General features: G+C 66.4%; 16 protein-coding genes. 13 read left to right on the top strand and 3 right to left on the bottom strand.

What is annotated here, in order from left to right:
- The first annotated feature begins 33 nt into the window (after positions 1-33).
- Together rnr and ASD34_RS20960 are read left to right on the top strand one after the other, a co-directional pair.
- Positions 34-2301 carry a ribonuclease R gene (rnr, locus tag ASD34_RS20965; protein WP_056581345.1) on the top strand — a complete coding sequence of 756 codons (2268 nt, stop codon included), beginning with the start codon at positions 34-36 and terminating at the stop codon, positions 2299-2301.
- A 62-nt stretch (positions 2302-2363) separates the two neighbouring features.
- The gene (locus ASD34_RS20960; RefSeq protein ID WP_056581342.1) at positions 2364-3128 is read left to right on the top strand and encodes an SDR family oxidoreductase; all 765 of its coding nucleotides are present in this window, start codon (positions 2364-2366) and stop codon (positions 3126-3128) included.
- Positions 3129-3137: 9 nt separating this feature from the next.
- On the opposite strand, the gene ASD34_RS20955 is transcribed toward ASD34_RS20960, so the two are convergent.
- Entirely contained in the window at positions 3138-4601 is a 1464-nt protein-coding gene (locus ASD34_RS20955) for a bifunctional ADP-dependent NAD(P)H-hydrate dehydratase/NAD(P)H-hydrate epimerase (protein ID WP_056581338.1), read from the bottom strand.
- 43 nt (positions 4602-4644) lie between these two features.
- Between ASD34_RS20955 and ASD34_RS20950 the strand changes: the two genes are divergently transcribed.
- Complete coding sequence (locus ASD34_RS20950; protein WP_056581335.1) at positions 4645-5064, top strand: hypothetical protein; 420 nt, start codon at positions 4645-4647, stop codon at positions 5062-5064.
- On the opposite strand, the gene ASD34_RS20945 is transcribed toward ASD34_RS20950, so the two are convergent.
- Positions 5054-6307 (bottom strand): D-amino acid dehydrogenase, encoded by a 1254-nt coding sequence (locus ASD34_RS20945; RefSeq protein ID WP_056581331.1) that lies wholly within the window; start codon positions 6305-6307, stop codon positions 5054-5056. The genes ASD34_RS20950 and ASD34_RS20945 overlap by 11 nt on opposite strands.
- Before the next feature lie 57 nt (positions 6308-6364).
- Positions 6365-7687, bottom strand: coding sequence for an amidase (locus ASD34_RS20940; RefSeq protein WP_056581329.1), 1323 nt, complete (start codon positions 7685-7687; stop codon positions 6365-6367).
- Between the two features lie 205 nt (positions 7688-7892).
- Between ASD34_RS20940 and rpsB the strand changes: the two genes are divergently transcribed.
- The 10 genes from rpsB to ASD34_RS20890 all read left to right on the top strand — a co-directional run bounded on the left by rpsB (position 7893) and on the right by ASD34_RS20890 (position 18250).
- Positions 7893-8648 (top strand): 30S ribosomal protein S2, encoded by a 756-nt coding sequence (rpsB, locus tag ASD34_RS20935; protein WP_056581327.1) that lies wholly within the window; start codon positions 7893-7895, stop codon positions 8646-8648.
- Between the two features lie 80 nt (positions 8649-8728).
- Entirely contained in the window at positions 8729-9652 is a 924-nt protein-coding gene (gene tsf / locus ASD34_RS20930; RefSeq protein ID WP_056581324.1) for a translation elongation factor Ts, read from the top strand.
- A 99-nt stretch (positions 9653-9751) separates the two neighbouring features.
- Positions 9752-10474, top strand: a complete 723-nt coding sequence (gene pyrH / locus ASD34_RS20925; RefSeq protein ID WP_056581321.1) for a UMP kinase — start codon at positions 9752-9754, stop codon at positions 10472-10474.
- Between the two features lie 11 nt (positions 10475-10485).
- Positions 10486-11046, top strand: coding sequence for a ribosome recycling factor (gene frr, locus ASD34_RS20920; protein WP_056581318.1), 561 nt, complete (start codon positions 10486-10488; stop codon positions 11044-11046).
- 8 nt (positions 11047-11054) lie between these two features.
- Positions 11055-11780 carry a polyprenyl diphosphate synthase gene (gene uppS, locus ASD34_RS20915; protein ID WP_056581315.1) on the top strand — a complete coding sequence of 242 codons (726 nt, stop codon included), beginning with the start codon at positions 11055-11057 and terminating at the stop codon, positions 11778-11780.
- Positions 11781-11805: 25 nt separating this feature from the next.
- On the top strand, positions 11806-12651 hold the full coding sequence (locus ASD34_RS20910) for a phosphatidate cytidylyltransferase (protein WP_056581312.1): 846 nt from the start codon (positions 11806-11808) through the stop codon (positions 12649-12651).
- Positions 12648-13835 carry a 1-deoxy-D-xylulose-5-phosphate reductoisomerase gene (gene ispC, locus ASD34_RS20905; RefSeq protein ID WP_056581309.1) on the top strand — a complete coding sequence of 396 codons (1188 nt, stop codon included), beginning with the start codon at positions 12648-12650 and terminating at the stop codon, positions 13833-13835. Before ASD34_RS20910 ends, ispC begins: the two co-directional genes overlap by 4 nt.
- A 21-nt stretch (positions 13836-13856) precedes the next feature.
- The gene (gene rseP / locus ASD34_RS20900; RefSeq protein WP_056581306.1) at positions 13857-15233 is read left to right on the top strand and encodes an RIP metalloprotease RseP; all 1377 of its coding nucleotides are present in this window, start codon (positions 13857-13859) and stop codon (positions 15231-15233) included.
- 38 nt (positions 15234-15271) lie between these two features.
- Positions 15272-17704, top strand: coding sequence for an outer membrane protein assembly factor BamA (gene bamA / locus ASD34_RS20895; RefSeq protein ID WP_056581303.1), 2433 nt, complete (start codon positions 15272-15274; stop codon positions 17702-17704).
- The gene (locus tag ASD34_RS20890) at positions 17705-18250 is read left to right on the top strand and encodes an OmpH family outer membrane protein (RefSeq protein WP_056581299.1); all 546 of its coding nucleotides are present in this window, start codon (positions 17705-17707) and stop codon (positions 18248-18250) included. It begins immediately after the preceding gene.
- The last annotated feature ends 7 nt before the right edge of the window (positions 18251-18257 follow it).

Below are 18257 nucleotides of genomic sequence, written 5' to 3'. Positions count from 1 at the left end.
GATCATATCAAAAATAATGTCACTTCCAGCAGCTTGTTGGACGAAATCGAAGGAACTGTTCAAGGACATCGCGACGGGCACGGCTTCGTGCAGCGCGACGACGGGGAGGGCGATATTTACCTGCCGCCGAACGAAATGCGCGCGGTGCTGCACAAGGATCGCGTCAAGGCGCGCATCGTGCGACAGGACCGCCGGGGTCGTCCCGAAGGGCGCGTGGTCGAGATCGTCGAGCGACCCGAGCAGCCGATCATCGGCCGCTTGCTGCACGAAGGCGGGATCTGGCTCGTTGCGCCAGAAGACAAGCGCTACGGCCAGGACGTCCTGATACCGAAGGGCGCCACCGGCCCCGCCAAGGTCGGACAGGTCGTGGTCGTCCAGCTCACGGAGCCGCCGGCCTTGTTCGGCCAACCCGTGGGCCGCGTAAGGGAAGTGCTGGGCGAGATTGACGATCCCGGCATGGAGATCGAAATCGCCGTGCGCAAGTACGGCGTGCCGCATGAGTTTTCCGCAGAATGCCTGGCGCAGGCCAAGGCCTTGCCCGAGAAGGTGCGCCCCGCCGACAAGAAGGGCCGCATCGACCTCACCGACGTGCCGCTCGTCACCATCGACGGAGAAGACGCCCGCGACTTCGACGACGCCGTGTACTGCGAGCCTGCGAAGGTGGGCCGCGGCAAGGGTTGGCGACTGCTGGTTGCGATCGCCGACGTCAGTGCCTATGTGCATACCGGCTCGGCCATCGACATCGATGCGTACGACCGCGCCACCAGTGTCTACTTCCCGCGCCGCGTGATTCCGATGCTGCCCGAGAAGCTGTCGAACGGCCTGTGTTCGCTCAACCCCGAGGTCGAACGCCTGTGCATGGTGTGCGACATGCTGGTCGCAGCCGACGGCGAGATCTACGCGTACCAGTTCTACCCGGCCGTGATGTTCAGCCATGCTCGCTTCACGTACACCGAAGTCGCGGCCATCCTCGGCAACACGCGCGGCCCTGAAGCCGCCAAGCGCAAGGACCGCGTCAAGGATCTGCTGAATCTTGCCGACGTCTACAAGGCCCTGCTCAAGCAGCGCGGCAAGCGTGGGGCGGTCGACTTCGAAACCACCGAGACGCAGATCATCTGCGACGACGCAGGCCGTATCGAGAAGATCGTGCCACGTACGCGCAACGAGGCGCACAAGATCATCGAAGAGGCGATGCTCGCCGCCAACGTCTGCAGCGCCGACTTCATCGCCGAAGGCAAGCACCCGGGCCTGTTCCGGGTGCATGAAGGCCCGACGCCCGAGAAGAAGGAAATCCTGCGGGGCTACCTGAAGGCCATGGGCGTGGGCCTGAGCATCACCGACGATCCGCGTCCCGGCGAGTTCCAGGCGATCGCCGAAGCCACCAAGGAGCGCCCCGACTCACAGCAGATCCACACGATGCTGCTGCGCTCGATGCAGCAGGCGATCTACACACCATTCAACAGCGGCCACTTCGGCTTGGCCTACGAGGCCTACACGCACTTCACGAGCCCGATCCGGCGTTATCCCGACCTGTTGGTGCACCGCGTGATCAAGGCGATCCTCGGCAAGACGCGCTACCAGTTGCCGATGCTGCCGACGCCGGGCGAGGCACATGCCAAGCTGGCCAAGCGCCTGGCTTCGCGCGTGAAGGCGCCGACGACCAAGCCGCACAAAGCCACGATCGCACCGACCAAGGAAGTGCTGGCATGGGAAGCGGCGGGCCTGCATTGCAGCGCCAACGAGCGCCGTGCCGACGAAGCCAGCCGCGACGTCGAGGCCTGGCTCAAGTGCAAGTACATGCGCGAGCACCTCGGCGAGGAATACGGCGGCGTGGTCACGGCGGCCACCACCTTCGGCATCTTCGTCACGCTCGATGCGATGTACGTGGAGGGCCTGGTCCACATCACCGAGCTCGGCGGCGAGTACTTCAAGTTCGACGAGATGCGCCAGGAGCTGCGCGGCGAGCGCACGGGCATCCGCTATGCCATCGGCACGCGCGTGCGGGTGCAGGTGAGCCGCGTCGACCTCGATGGCCGCAAGATCGACTTCCGTCTCGTGCGCGAAGGCGAAGACCTGACCTCGCGCGCCATGAAGGACAAAGGCAGCGCACCGGCGAAGGCATCGGCCAAGCGAAGCTCCCGCCACAAGGCGGAGGCCGCTGGCGAGTCGCGGTCGGATCACGGCGGCGGCGCTGCCGTGGCGCCCGCCGGTCCGCAATCGGCGATGCAGGCCTTCAAGTCGGCGGTGAAGAAAGCCGCCAACAAGATGCAGGGCAAGGGGCGCAAGCCCCGCCGTGGATGAGGGCGCCATGCACACTACGTGTTTTCCGTGTGTATGGACCAACTGAAAAGGAGACATGAAGCATGAGCGTGGAAAACAACAAGGGCCGCATCGCGATCGTCACGGGCGCCGGGTCGGGCATCGGCCGCGCGGCCGCGCTGGCCTTGCTGGCCGACGATTGGAGCGTGGCCCTTGCGGGGCGCCGCCTCGAGCCGCTGGAACAGGTGGCGGAAGAATCGGGCGCTGGTGCGCGCGCCTTTGCGGTGCCCACCGACGTGGCCAATGCCGACTCGGTGCAGGCGCTGTTCGGTGCCACGGTCGAGCGCTTCGGGCGTGTCGACCTGCTCTTCAACAACGCCGGCGTGGGCAACCCGCCGGGTCCGTTCGAGGACTGGACACCCGAGCAGTGGAAGGGGGTGGTCGACATCAACCTCACCGGCATGTTCTTCTGCATCCAGCAGGCCTTCCGCACGATGAAGGCGCAGACGCCGCGCGGCGGCCGCATCATCAACAACGGGTCGATCTCGGCGACCACGCCGCGGCCCAATTCGGCGGCCTACACCTCGACCAAACACGCAGTCGAAGGGCTGACCAAGACCGCCTCGCTTGACGGCCGCAAGTACGACATCGCGGTGGGGCAGGTGGACGTGGGCAATGCCATGACCGAGCTGGCTTCGCGCATGGCCACCGGTGTGCCGCAGGCCAATGGCGAGCTCGCGATCGAACCGCTGATCGACGTGAAGATCGTCGGCCAGTCTGTGCTCTACATGGCGAACTTGCCGCTGGAAGCCAACGTGCTCTTCCACACCATCATGGCGACGAAGATGCCCTTCGTCGGGCGCGGCTGAGTCCTGCGCTCAGGCGGGCGCGCGGCGGGCCAGTGCGCCTGCCGTGAGCGGGGCCGCATCGGCCGGCCACGTGTCGGCGATGTGGCCGTGTTGCCAGACGGCTTCGCACGCCGCCTCGAACGCGGGGCGGCGCATCGCCAACGCCGCGCCGATCATGCCGGCGAGCACATCGCCGGTGCCTGCGGTGGCGAGACGGGCATTGCCGGTCGGGTTGATGACCGGCGGCTTGTCGCCCGCATCGGCAATCACTGTTCCAGAACCCTTGAGCACCGTTGCCGCGCCGAAGCGCGACGCCAGCGCGCGGGCCGCGGCGAGGCGGTTGGCCTGCACGCTGGCCGCCGTGGCGCCGAGCAGGCGTGCGGCTTCCAATGGATGCGGCGTGAGCACGGTGGGGGCGCCAGATTTGCCTCGCACGATCAGTTGCGTTTGAAGTGACGCGTCGGCGGCGATGGCGTTGAGCGCGTCGGCGTCGAGCACCAGCGCGGCGGCCGTCGACAGCACACGCGGCAGGAGTTCTCGCACGGCATCGCCGCCGCCGCAGCCGCACACGACGGTCATGCCCGCGAGATCCAGCGCATGCGCGTCACGCAGCATCAGCTCGGGTTGCGAGGTGTCGACCGGCGCCGCGCGGGGATCGAGCAATCCGACGAACACGCGTCCCGCGCCCGCATGGAGGGCACCCGAGCCGGCCAGCAGTGCCGCGCCTGCCATGCCCGAGGCGCCGCCGATCACCGCGAGATCGCCATAACTGCCCTTGTGCGAGGCGTGCGTGCGCGGTTGGATATCGGGCGCGCCTGCGAGGCGGGCCGTCGGTCGCTCCTGGACGAAAGCGCTGTAACCCAAATCGTCGAACCACACCGTGCCGGCCGCGTCGCGGCCTTGCGCCGTGAACAGCCCCGGTTTCAGCGTGAGGAAGGTGAGGGTGGCGCGAACCGATGCGGGTGCTTGGTCTGCAGCGGAGGCCAACGAGCCGGTGTCGGCATCGAGGCCCGAGGGCACATCGATGCTGAGCACTGGCGAGGCGCTCGCATGCATCCGCGCAAGCCATTCGGCCATTGCGCCCGACGGCGGGCGGGTTGATCCGATGCCGAGCAACGCATCGATCGCCAGTTCGAAGCTCGATGGAGGCTTCGAGGCGAAGGTGACGCCCGCATCGCGCGCACGCTGCAGCGAGGCTTTGGCATCCAACGGCAGCCGGCGTTCGTCGCCCGCGAAGGTGACGACCGGAAAGAAGCCGCGGTGCCGCAACTGCGCCGCGGCTTCAAGGCCATCGCCGCCGTTGTTCCCCGGCCCGCATGCGATCCAGATCGTTCGCGCGTGCGGCGCGAGCGCCATCGCGAGTCGTGCCGCGGCAAGACCCGCGCGCTGCATCAGCGTGTGAGGGGGCAGGGCGGAGGCCGCTGCCTGCTCAATGCGGCGCGTGGCGGCGGTATCGAACAGATCGGCGGCGCTGGCGGACGTGATGCGATGCATCGATCCATTGTGCCGCCGACGCCGCGCCTCCTATCATCGGCCGATGATGCTCAAGACCTTCGGCTGGTTGCTGGTTCTGCTGCTGGCGTGCATTGCCGGCTTCCTCGGCACGGCCGTGGCGATGATCGCCGGTGCGGCCTGGGCGGTCGGCCTGCTGATCGTGGTGTGGGGGGTGTTCCTGCTGGCCGAGGTGTTGCGCCGAGTGCCGATGCGCGACGTCGCCTGGGCCCTGGGCGTCGGTTATGGACTCGGCGTGGTCCGGTGGCTCGATGTGCCGGTGGAGGCGGGGTCCGGCACGCAGTGGCTGATGCTGGGCGTGGACCTGCTGGTGCTGGTGTTCTTCGGGCTGATTGCGCCAGCTGTTCTGGGGTTGATCGCCCAACGGCGGGTGCCTCGGCCCGAACCGCCGACGGAAACGCCGGCAAGCCCCGAGCAACTGCGCCGCTGGGGCCCTAAAGACTGAGCCGTTCGATTCCCAGGCCTTCGAGGTCGATGCCGGGGTCCTGTCCTGCGATCAGGTCGCCGAGCACGCGCGCGCTGCCGCACGACAGCGCCCAGCCGCTCGAGCCGTGACCCAGGTTGAGCCACACGCCGGGAATGCCGCTGGCGCCGAGGACGGGCGGGCCATCGGGCAGCATCGGCCGCGCACCTTTCCATTGCTGGATGCCCGATTGCAGCGTGGCTGCGCCCGGAAACCAGTCGTGCAATACCTTGTAGAGGGTCTGGATCGCGGCGGGGCTCATGGCGTCCGGCGAGCCGCCGATCTCGGCGCTGCCGGCCACGCGCACGCGCTGGCCCAGGCGGGAGATGGCGACCTTGTAGCGTTCGTCCATCACCGCGCTGCGCGGTGCGTTGAGCGGCTCGCGCACCGGGGCGCTGACCGAATGGCCATAGACCGGCGCCAGCGGAATGCGCAGCCCCAGCGGGCGCAGCAGCGCGGCGGACGACAGCCCGGCGCACACCACGATGGCGTCGAACTGCAAGGCGTCCGAGCCGCTGGCCAGCGTCAGCGAGGTGGGCGCGGCGCGGCTCAGCGGCGCGATGTCGCAGTTGAAGTGGAATTGCGCGCCCAAGGCCTCGGCTTCCCACTTGAGCAGCAGCGCGAACTGGCGGCAGTTCGCGACTTCGTCTTCCGGCAGGTGGATGGCGCCTGCCAGCGGGGTGTCGGGGTTGAGCGCGGGCTCGATCAGGCGGGCCTCGTCGGCGTCGATCTCGCGGAACACGCTGCCGGCCGCGCGCAGCACGTCGAGTCCGGGTTGCACCAGTTTTTTCTCGCGCTTGGAGCGCAGCAGCACCAGGTAGCCGTCGCTGCGTTCGTAGCTCAGTTCGCGCGCTTCGGTCACCGCGTGCAGCCGGGTGCGGCTGTAGAAGGCCAGCCGCTGCATGCGGGCGCGGTTGGCGAGGTAGGTTTCGAGCTTGCAGGCCTTCTGCCAGCGCGCCATCCAGCCGAGGTCGCGCGTGCTCAGCGGCCAGCGCAGCTTGATGGCACCGTGCGAGGACAGCAGCGAGCGCAGCACCTTCCCGCGCATGCCTGGTGCGGCCCACGGCGTGACATAACCCGGCGCGACCACGCCGGCGTTGGCGAAGCTGGCCTCTTCGGCGGCGGCGCCGCGGCGCTCGAACACGCTCACTTCATGGCCGTCGGAAACCAGTTCCCAGGCGGTGGTGACGCCGACGATGCCGGCGCCCACGATCGCGATTTTCATTGAAATGTTCTAGATAAAAGAGGCGGCTGATGCCCGTGAGACGGACGGTGACAGCGGTTATTTCTGCAGCGTGTGTTCGGCTTGGAGCGCCACTGCGAGCACGGCGTCGTCGTGCATCGCTGCATGCCAGAGCATCAGGCCAACCGGCAGTTCGCCGGCGACATGGCAGGGCAGGGAGATGGCGCAGCCGTCGAGCATGTTGACGATCGACGGGTTGCGCAGCAGCAGCGCGTTGACGCGGAAGAATTCGTCGTCGCGCTCGGCGCCCGGTCTCACGCTGGCGATGGAAGGCGCCGTGATCGGCACGGTTGGCGACAGCATGGCATCGAACGGCGCCAGCGCCTTCTCGACGCGGGCGATCCAGTCGCGACGGGCGCGGACCAGGTCGATGTATTCATGTGCCTTCATGCCGGCGCCGCGCAGGATGCGCTGCGCCACGCGCGGGTCGTAACCGGCGCCGCTGCGTTCCAGCAGCAACCGGTGCCAGGCGTACGACTCGGCCGCCGAGAAGCCGCCAGTGGCGTTGATGGCCTGCAGGTCGGCCAGCTCGGGCAGTTCGATCTCGTGGATATGAGCGCCCGTGTCGCGCAGGGTCGCCAGGGTGCGCTCGAAAGCCGTGGCCACGGCGGGTTCGAGATCGTCGAGGAAGACGTTCTTCACCACGGCCAGCCGGTAGGCCGACAGGGGCACCGAGCCGGGCGTCACCTGACGCGCCGAGAGAATTTCGTGTGCGGTGACGGCGTCGCGCACCGAGCGGGTCATGGCGCAGACGGTGTCGAGCGTGGTCGACAGTGGCAGCGCGCCGTCGGCCGGCGTGAGGCGGGCGGTGTTCTTGAAACCGACGATGCCGTTCAGCGCAGCCGGAATGCGGATCGAGCCGCCGGTGTCGGAGCCCAGGCCGATGAAGGCCGCGCCGCTCGCCACCGAGATGGCCGCGCCGGACGACGAGCCGCCCGGAATGCGCGGCGTGGCGGTATCGCTCACGTTGGCTGGCGTGCCGTGGTGCGGGTTGACGCCGACGCCGGAAAAGGCGAACTCCGTCATGTTGGTGCGCCCGGTCAGCACGCCGCCGGCGGCGCGCAGTCGGGCCACAGCGAGCGAATCGGCCGGGGCGGCTGGTGCGTGCGAGAGCACGGCCGAGCCGGCGGGTGTCGGCTGGCCGGCGACGTCGAACAGGTCCTTGCTGGTGAAGGCCAGTCCGGCCAGCCGGCTTTCGGGCGCCGATGCGGCGGCGGCCGCGCGGGCCTCGTCGAACATCGTGCGGGTGAAAACGTGGGCGCAGGCGGGTGATTCGGAGAGGGCGATGGCGCGCTCCATTTCGGTGCGCGCATCGGAACCGCCAGCCAGAAGGGTGAGACGGGTGGCGTGAAGGTCGTTCATGGCGTCGAGGGTACCTTGGAACGGCTCGGTTCGAGGCAGGAGGGGGTGGCCGCCGTGCTATACTCTTTGGGTTTCGCTGGTTATGCGACAGTTTTGTCGCCGCCAGTCAAGCACATCCGCAAACCGGCCCAATCAAGGTGTTGCGGCCCCGTCGAAGGGGCGCAAAACGGGCTGGATTTTAGACCCAACCTTTGGAGTAAATTCAATGTCGACCACCATGCGCGAAATGCTGGAAGCCGGTGTCCACTTCGGTCACCAAACCCGCTTCTGGAACCCCAAGATGGCTCCGTTCATCTTCGGTCACCGCAACAAGATTCACATCATCAACCTGGAAAAGTCGCTCCCGATGTTCCAGGATGCGATGAAGTACGCCAAGCAGCTCACGGCCAACCGCGGCACGATCCTGATGGTTGGCACGAAGCGTCAAGCCCGTGAAATCGTCGCTGCAGAAGCCCGCCGCGCCGGCGTGCCTTTCGTTGATACCCGCTGGCTCGGCGGCATGCTGACGAACTTCAAGACCGTCAAGACCTCGATCAAGCGTCTGAAGGACATGAAGGCCCAGCAAGAAGCCGGCCTCGACAGCCTGAGCAAGAAGGAGCAGCTCACGTTCTCGCGCGAAATCGCGAAGCTCGAGAAGGACATCGGCGGCATCCAGGACATGGCTGCGCTGCCCGATGCCATCTTCGTGATCGACGTGGGCTTCCACAAGATCGCTGTGGCCGAAGCCAAGAAGCTCGGCATCCCGCTGATCGGCGTGGTCGACTCCAACCACTCGCCTGAAGGCATCGACTACGTGATTCCTGGCAACGACGACTCGTCGAAGGCCGTCACGCTGTACGCCCGTGGCATCGCCGACGCCATCATCGAAGGCCGCAACAGCGCGGGCGGTGACGTGGTCAAGGCTGTCGCCGAAGGCGGTAGCGACGAATTCGTCGAAGTCGAAGAGGGCGCTTCGGCCTGATAGGCGCGTTCGCGAGCCTGAAGAAGGGGCTTGGTGCCCCTTTTTTTTAACCTGATTTTTGAATTTACGGAGATACACAAATGGCTGCAATCACCGCAAGCATGGTCGGCGAACTGCGCGCGAAGACCGATGCGCCCATGATGGAATGCAAGAAGGCCCTGACGGAGGCCGACGGCAACATGGAAAAGGCCGAAGAGCTGCTGCGCATCAAGCTCGGCAACAAAGCGGGCAAGGCATCGGGCCGCATCACTGCTGAAGGCGTGGTCACGGCTTTTGTCGATGGCGCTGCCGGCGGCATGATCGAAATCAACTGCGAAACCGACTTCGTCACCAAGAACGACAGCTTCCTGGCCCTGGCCAATGCTGCCGCCATGCTGGTCGCGAAGCACAACCCCGCCGACATGGCTGCGCTGGGTGCGCTGGCCTACGAGCAGGACGGTTTTGGCCCCACGCTCGAAGACGTGCGCAAGGGCCTGATCGGCAAGATCGGCGAGAACATGAGCTTCCGCCGCTTCAAGCACTTCGCCGGCAACGGCAAGCTGGCGTCGTACCTGCACGGCACGCGCATTGGCGTGATGGTCGAATTCGAAGGTGACGACACCTCGGCCAAGGACGTCGCGATGCACATCGCCGCCATGAAGCCGGTCGCCGTCCAGGCATCGGACGTGCCCGCTGACCTGATCGAAAAAGAGCGCGCTGTGGCCGCTGGCAAGGCCGAAGAAGACCGCAAGGTTGCCGAAGCCGAAGGCAAGAAGCCGCAGCCGGCCGACATCGTTGCCAAGCGCATCGAAGGCGGTGTGCAGAAGTACCTCAAGGAGGTCTCGCTGCACAACCAGCCATTCGTGAAGAACGACAAGCAGACCGTCGAGCAGATGCTCAAGGCTGCCGAAACCACGATCAAGGGCTTCACCCTGTATGTGGTCGGCGAAGGCATCGAGAAGAAGGTCGACGACTTCGCCGCAGAAGTCGCCGCCCAGGTCGCTGCTGCCAAGGCTGCCGCCTGATTCGGCTGGCCTCCAGGCGGCGGTGCGCGACAGCGTGCCGCCGCTTTTTCACCGTCACGTTTTACACTCGCCCCCGCCAACCCCCTAAGGAATATGTCCATGTCTGATGCCCGCCCAGCCCACAAGCGAATCTTGTTGAAGCTGTCGGGTGAGGCACTGATGGGCGACGACGCCTTCGGCATCAATCGCGCCACCATCGTGCGCATGGTGGAGGAGGTGGCCGAGGTCGTGCACATGGGCGTCCAGGTGGCGGTCGTGATCGGCGGCGGCAACATCTTCCGCGGCGTCGCGGGAGGCTCCGTCGGCATGGATCGCGCCACAGCCGACTACATGGGCATGCTGGCCACCGTCATGAACTCGCTGGCCCTCGCCGACGCGATGGACAAGCAGGGCCTCGTGGCCCGCGTGATGTCCGCCATTGCCATCGAGCAGGTGGTCGAGCCCTACGTGCGGCCCAAGGCCCTGCAGTACCTCGAAGAGGGCAAGGTTGTGGTGTTCGCTGCTGGCACGGGCAACCCCTTCTTCACGACCGACACGGCCGCCGCGCTGCGCGGTGCCGAAATCGGCGCCGAGCTGGTGCTCAAGGCGACCAAGGTGGACGGCGTGTACACGGCCGATCCGAAAATCGACCCCCATGCAACCCGTTACGCCACGTTGAGCTTCGACGAGGCGATCGCCAAGAACCTCGGCATCATGGACGCCACGGCCTTTGCGCTGTGCCGCGACCAGAAGTTGCCGATCAAGGTGTTCTCGATCCTCAAGAACGGCGCCCTCAAGCGCGTCGTGATGGGCGAGGACGAGGGCACGCTGGTGCATGCCTAGGAGTAAATGAGATGACCATTGCAGACATTCGCAGTGCGACCGACGCGAAGATGAACCAGTCGCTCGCCGCCTTCCAGAACAACCTCACCAAGATCCGCACGGGCCGCGCCAACTCGGCGCTGCTCGACTCGATCCATGTCGAGTACTACGGCTCGCAGGTGCCGCTGAGCCAGGTGGCCAACGTCTCGGTGCTCGACTCACGCACCATCAGCGTCCAGCCCTGGGAAAAGGGCATGGGCGCCAAGATCGAAAAGGCCATTCGCGAAAGCGACCTGGGCCTGAATCCGGCCTCGATGGGCGACCTGATCCGCGTGCCGCTGCCTGCCATGAGCGAAGAGCGCCGCAAGGAAATGACCAAGCTGGTCCGCAACGAAGGCGAGAGCGCCAAGATCGCCACGCGCAACCTGCGCCGTGACGCAAACGAAGCGGTCAAGAAGCTCGTGAAGGACAAGCTGGCCTCGGAAGACGACCAGAAGCGCGCCGAAGCCGACATCCAGAAGGTCACCGACAAGCACATCGCGGAAATCGACCGTCTGGTCGCCGCGAAAGAAGCGGAGATCATGGCCGTTTGAGGCTCCGCATGGCCTCCTCGCCGCAGACGACGACCCCACCGCACCACGTTGCCATCGTCATGGATGGCAACGGCCGGTGGGCCACCCGGCGCTTCCTGCCCCGCGTGGCGGGGCACAAGCAGGGCGTCGAGTCGCTGCGGCGCTGCGTGAAGGCCTGCGCCGACCGCGGCGTGGGCGTGCTGACCGTGTTCGCGTTCTCCTCGGAGAACTGGAACCGTCCGCCTGAAGAAGTCTCCGGCTTGATGCAGTTGATGGTCGGGGCGCTGGCGCGCGAAGTGCCGCGCCTCAACGCCGACGGTGTACGGCTGCATTTCGTGGGCGAACGCGCCGGCCTGTCCGACAAGATGGTGGCCGGCCTGGTGTCGGCCGAGCAGATCACGGCCCACAACACGCGTCTGATTCTCAACATCTGCTTCAATTACGGCGGACGCTGGGACATCGCGCGCGCCGCGGCCAAGCTCGCCGAGCAGGGCCTGCCCATGACCGAGATGAACCTCGACCGTGCCATGGCGTTGGCCCACGTGCCCGACCCCGACCTGTTCATCCGCACCGGCGGCGAGCAGCGGCTGTCGAATTTCCTGCTTTGGCAGAGTGCCTATGCCGAGCTGTTCTTCAGCGACAAGCTGTGGCCCGAGTTCGACGAGGCCGCGCTGGACGAGGCCATCGCCGCGTTCCAGGGCCGCGAGCGTCGCTTCGGGCAGACCTCGGCGCAGGTCTCGACTTCCGCGGCCTGACGACGGCCCGTCACTTCCCTTTCGCATGCTCAAACAACGCATCCTCACGGCGATCGTGCTGCTCGCGATCCTGCTGCCAGCGCTGTTCTACCGGAACTACCTGCCGTTCGCCTGCGTGATGCTGGTGCTGATCGGCGCTGCGGCATGGGAGTGGGGACGGCTGAACGGTTACGGGCAGGGCATGTCGCTGTTCCTGGGCGCCGAGATGGTGGTGCTGTGCGGGCTGTCGTGGTGGCTGGGCCTGCTGGAGCAGCGCCTGTTCCTCATGTGGGCACTGGCCAGTGCGGCCTGGGTGCTCGGCGGCGCAGCGCTGCTGCGCGTCGCGGTGCCGGGCTGGCCCCGCATTCCACGCGGGTTGCGGCTGGTCGGCGGGCTGCTGGCGCTGTGGGTCGCCTGGCTCGCCGCGGTGCAGGCGCGCATGGTCGGCATCAACTTCCTGTTGTCCATCCTGGTGCTGGTCTGGGTGGCGGACGTGTTCGCCTATTTCGCCGGCCGTGCCTTCGGCCTGAAATTCACGCGCGCCAAGCTGGCGCCGGCCATCAGTCCCGGCAAGAGCTGGGAAGGTGTCTGGGGCGGCATGGCCGGCGTGGTCGTGCTGGCGTTTGCCTGGGTCTGGGCCGACAAGAGTTTTGGCGCCACGGTGCCCAGCCTCTACACCCGCCTGCATGAGCGCGGCTGGTGGCTGCTGCTGATCGGTGCCGTGTTCCTGGCGGCGATGAGCGTCGTCGGCGACCTTGTCGAGTCGCTGATCAAGCGCAGTGCCGGCGCCAAGGACAGCAGCCGCTTGCTGCCGGGCCACGGCGGCGTGCTCGACCGCGTGGATGCCCTCTTGCCGGCGCTTCCCATCGCCATGATGCTGGCGTTCCTGTGAACACTCCCAAACAACGTGTCACGGTGCTCGGCTCGACCGGTTCGGTCGGTGTCAGCACGCTTGACGTCATTGCCCGTCACCCCGAACGCTTCGAGGTGTTTGCGCTCTCGGCGGCCACCAAGGTCGACGAGCTGTTGGCCCAATGCGCGCGTTTCTCGCCGCGCTTCGCCGTCATGGCGAGCGCGCCGCATGCCGCGCTGCTGGCCGAAAAGCTCGAGCAGAACAACCTGCCGACCCGCGTCCTGATGGGCGACGATGCGCTCGAAAGAATCGCCTCCGACGACGAAGTCGATGCCGTCATGGCCGCCATCGTCGGCGCAGCCGGTCTCGCGCCGTGCCTGGCCGCGGCGCGCGCCGGCAAGCGCCTGCTGCTGGCCAACAAGGAAGCCCTGGTCGTGGGCGGCGAGCTGTTCATGCGCACGGTGCAGGAGGGCGGCGCCACGCTGCTGCCAATCGACAGCGAGCACTCGGCCATCTTCCAGTCGCTGCCCGAAGACCCGTCCACCTGGTCGCGGCGCATCGACAAGATCATCCTGACGGCGTCGGGCGGTCCGTTCCGTACCCGCGCGCCCGACACGCTAGGCGCCGTGACGCCCGAGCAGGCCTGTGCGCACCCGAACTGGGTCATGGGCCGCAAGATTTCGGTCGACTCGGCCACGATGATGAACAAGGCGCTCGAGGTGATCGAGGCGCGCCACCTGTTCGGCGTGTCGCCGGAGCAGATCGAGGTCGTCATCCATCCGCAGAGCGTGGTTCATTCGATGGTGCAGTTCACCGATGCCTCGGTCATCGCGCAGCTCGGCACGCCCGACATGCGCGTACCGATTGCGGTCGGCCTGGCCTGGCCGGAGCGCATCGAGAGCGGCGCGGCACGGCTCGACTTCCGTCAGATGGGTTCGCTGACCTTCGATGCACCCGATCCGGCGCTCTTCCCGGGCCTGGGGCTGGCGTGGCAGGCCTTGCGCGCCGCCTCGGGCACCACCGCGGTACTGAATGCGGCCAATGAGGTGGCTGTGGCCGCCTTTCTCGATCGGCGTCTGCGCTTCGATCGCATTCATGCGGTCAACCTGGAAACTTTGGAGGCGATCCTGCCCTCCAAACCGGCATCGCTGGCCGACCTGCTGGCACTCGACGCCAGTGCCCGCGAGGCGGCCAATGCCGCCGCGGCACGTTTCGCGGCCTGATTCCCTACAGCGCAGAGGACCCTGATGCTCACCGTCATAGCTTTTGTGGTCGCCCTCGGCGTCCTCATCGCGGTCCACGAATACGGCCATTACCGCGTCGCGGTGGCCTGCGGCGTCAAGGTGGAGCGCTTCTCGGTCGGCTTCGGCAAGGCCCTCTTGCGCTGGCAGCCCAGGCGTCAGCATCCGGGGCAGCAGACCGAGTTCGTGATCGGGGCTTTTCCGTTCGGTGGCTACGTCAAGATGCTCGACGAGCGCGAGGGCCCTGTGGCCCCCGAGGAGCGGCATCGCGCCTTCAACACCCAGCCGCTGCGTTCGCGCGCGGCCATCGTGGCTGCGGGTCCGGTCGCCAACCTGCTGCTGGCGGTCGTGCTGTACACGGCGGTCAACTGGATCGGTGTCGACGAGCCCGTTGCCAAGCTGGCCCGGCCGGTGGCGGCGTCGCTGGCCGAGGCAGCCGGCCTGCGCGGCGGCGAACACATCACCCAGGCCGGTTTCGACGGCGACCTGTCGCCCGTGCAGTCGTTCGAAGACCTGCGCTGGCGCATGACGCGCGGCGCGCTCGACGGGCGCGACCTCACGCTCGAAGTGGCGGGCGAGGGTGGTCGCCCCGGCCGTCAGCTGGTCCTGCCGCTGAGCCGTATCGAGGCCAAGGACGCCGATGCGCAGATGTTCCGCAAGATCGGCGTGGTCGCACCGCTGACCCGCCCCGAGATCGGCGAGGTCATGGCGGGCAGCGCTGCCGAGCGCTCGGGCCTTCGCAACGGCGACCTGGTCCTCGCCATCGGCGACACGCCCATTTTCGACGGGCAGCAACTGCGCGAAGTCATTCGTGCCTCGGTCGATGCCACCGGGCAGGCGCGCACGCAGACCTGGCAGCTCCAGCGCGGCGGCCAGCCGCTCTCGCTCGAGGTCAAGCCGGAAGTGCGCGAGGAGGGCGCGGCCAAGGTCGCGCGCATCGGCGCCTACGTCGGCGCGCCGCCCGAGATGGTCACGGTGCGCCAGGGTGTGGTCGACGGCATCTGGCGCGGCGCAGTGCGCACCTGGGAGGTGTCCGCGCTCACGGTTCGCATGATGGGCAAGATGCTGATCGGCGAAGCGTCGATCAAGAACCTGAGCGGTCCCTTAACAATTGCTGACTACGCGGGCAAGTCCGCGAGCCTCGGACTGACACAGTACCTGGTCTTTCTCGCTCTGATCAGCGTGAGCCTCGGGGTGCTCAACCTGATGCCGCTCCCGGTCCTCGATGGAGGACACCTGATGTATTATCTTTGGGAGGGCCTGACCGGGAAAAGCGTCTCCGACGCCTGGATGGAACGGCTGCAGCGCGGCGGTGTCGCCTTGTTGCTGCTGATGATGTCGGTCGCACTCTTCAACGACGTCACGCGGCTCTTTGGTTAACTTTCTGCCGGCCCTTTCCGTGCCGGCCCAATTCACAGATGAATACAAACTTCAGTCGCTTTCGCCTGCGTAGCGTTGCCGCGGTGGTGGCCAGTGCGCTGGCGGCCACGGCCGCTTGGGCCGTCGAGCCTTTCACGGTGCGCGATATTCGCGTCGAAGGCTTGCAACGCGTCGAGGCCGGCACGATCTTTGCGTCGCTGCCCTTGCGTGTGGGCGACACCTACAGCGACGAACGCGGCTCGGCCGCGATCCGCGCGCTGTTCGACCTGGGGTTGTTCAAGGACGTGCGCATCGACGTGAACGGCAACGTGCTGGTGGTGATCGTCGAAGAGCGGCCCACCATTGCCGATGTCGACTTCGTCGGCACCAAGGAATTCGACAAGGCGGCGCTGCAGAAGGCGCTGCGCGAAATCGGCCTGGCCGACGGCCGACCGTACGACAAGGCACTGGCCGATCGCGCCGAGCAGGAGCTCAAGCGCCAGTATGTGAGCCGCAGTCTCTACAACGCGAGCGTCGTGACCACCGTCACGCCCATTGAGCGCAACCGCGTCAATCTCACGTTCACCGTGACCGAAGGCGAGTCCGCCCGCATCAGCGAAGTGCACGTGGTCGGCAACAAGGCCTTCAGCGAATCGACGCTGCTGAGCCTGTTCGACCAGGACAGCGGCGGCTTCATGAGCTGGTACACCAAGTCGAACCAGTACTCGCGCGCCAAGCTCAACGCCGACCTCGAGACCCTGCGCTCGTACTACATCACGCGCGGCTACCTCGAGTTCCGCATCGATTCGACCCAGGTCGCCATTTCGCCGGACCGCAAGGACCTGACCGTCACGGTGAACATCACCGAAGGCGAGAAGTTCGTGGTGGCAGGCGTCAAGCTCGACGGCAACTACCTCGGCCGCGACGACGAGTTCAAGTCGCTCATCACCATCAAGCCCGGCGAGCCTTACAACGGCGAGCAGGTCACCGAGACGACCAAGGCCTTCAGCGACTATTTCGGCACCTTCGGCTACGCCTTCGCCCGCGTGCAGGCGCGTCCGGACATCGACCGCGTGAACAACCGCGTCACGCTGACCCTGCAGGCCGAGCCCGCGCGCCGCGTGTATGTGCGTCGCGTGTCGGTGGGCGGCAACAACAAGACGCGCGATGAAGTGATCCGCCGCGAATTCCGTCAGTTCGAAGCCTCCTGGTACGACGGCGACAAGATCAAGATCTCGCGCGACCGCGTGGACCGCCTGGGTTTCTTCACCGAGGTGAACGTCGAAACGCAAGAAGTGCCTGGCTCGCCCGACCAGGTCGACCTGACCGTCAACGTGGCCGAAAAACCCACCGGTACCCTGCAGCTCGGCGCCGGCTACTCGAGCGCCGAGAAGGTCGCGCTGACCTTCGGCATCTCGCAGGAGAACGTGTTTGGCTCGGGCAACTTCCTGGGCGTGCAGGTCAACACCAGCAAGTACAACCGCACACTGTCGCTGACCACCACCGATCCGTACTTCACGAAGGACGGCATCTCGCGCACGATCAGCGTCTACCACACGACGACGCGGCCGTACTCCACGAACGAAGACGGCGACTACAAGCTGGTGAACCAGGGTGCCTCGATCCGTTTCGGCGTGCCGTTCAGCGAACTCGACACCGTCTTCTTCGGCATCGGCCTGGAGCGCTACGCATTCGATCCGAACCGCTCGGCGCTCGCCGGCCTCACCACGCCGCAGTCGTACCTCAACTACTTCCAGTGCGCGAAGGACGCGACCGGCTGGTTCGTCACCGGCTGCGACCAGAAGAGCGTGTGGGGCGTGCCGCTGACGGTGGGCTGGGGCCGCGACAGCCGCGACAGCGCGCTGGTCCCGACCACCGGTCGCCTGCAGCGCGCCAACCTCGAACTGGGCGTGGGCGGGGACATGAAGTACCTCAAGACCAGCTACCAGTACCAGCAGTTCTTCGCGATCAACAAGCAGTACACCTTCGCCATCAATGGTGAAGTCGGTTACGCCAAGGCGTTCGGCGGCAAGACGTATCCGATCTTCAAGAACTTCTATGCCGGTGGCCTGGGGTCGATCCGTGGCTTCGAACAGAACTCGCTGGGCCCGCGCGACCAGCCGCTGCTCGGTCAGACCGAAGGCGCCGCCATCGGCGGTACCAAGAAGGCCATCTTCAACGCCGAGTTGAGCACGCCGTTCCCCGGCGCCGGCAACGACCGCACGCTGCGCCTGTATGGCTTCTTCGACGTCGGCAATGTGTTCGGCTCCCGTGCGCCCAACATCACGGACGAACAGTGGAAGTCGCAGAAGAAGCTGCGCGCTTCGGTCGGCCTGGGCATCAGCTGGATCTCGCCGCTGGGCCCGCTGCGCCTGGCCTATGCTTTCCCCGTCAAGTCCCAGAAGGAAGTGCTGGATCCCAACACCGGGTTCGTCGTGATCCCGAAGGATAGAATTCAGCGCCTCCAATTCCAGATCGGAACGTCTTTCTAAATGAAGCAATTGATTCGCGCCGCAGCCGGCGCGTTCCTGATTCCCGCTTTTGCCCTGGTGGCTGCGCCCGCGCAGGCCCAGGAGAGCTTTCGCATCGGTTTCGTGAACCCCGATCGCGTGCTGCGTGAAGCGCAACCGGCCAAGGCTGCGCAGGCCAAGCTCGAAGCCGAGTTTCTCAAGCGTGAGAAGGACCTGACCGTTCAGGGCGATGCGCTGAAGACGGCCTCGGAGAAGTTCGAGCGCGAGGCACCAACCCTGTCGGAAAGCCAGCGCGTCTCGCGCCAGCGCTCGCTGGTCGACCAGGATCGCGACTTTCAGCGCAAACGGCGCGAGTTCCAGGAAGACCTGAACGCGCGCAAGAACGAAGAGCTCCAGCAGGTCTATGAGCGCGCCAACCGCGTGGTCAAGCAGGTCGCCGAAGCCGAGAAGTACGACGCCATCCTCCAGGAAGCGATCTACATCAACCCGAAGCACGACATCACCGACAAGGTGATCAAGGCGCTGAACGCGTCGGTCGGCTCCTCTGCGCCTGCGGCCGGCAAGTAACGCCGCG

This window comes from Variovorax sp. Root473, assembly GCF_001426505.1.
In the GTDB taxonomy this organism is placed as follows: domain Bacteria; phylum Pseudomonadota; class Gammaproteobacteria; order Burkholderiales; family Burkholderiaceae_C; genus Variovorax.
This window is presented reverse-complemented; position numbering and strand designations above follow the sequence as displayed.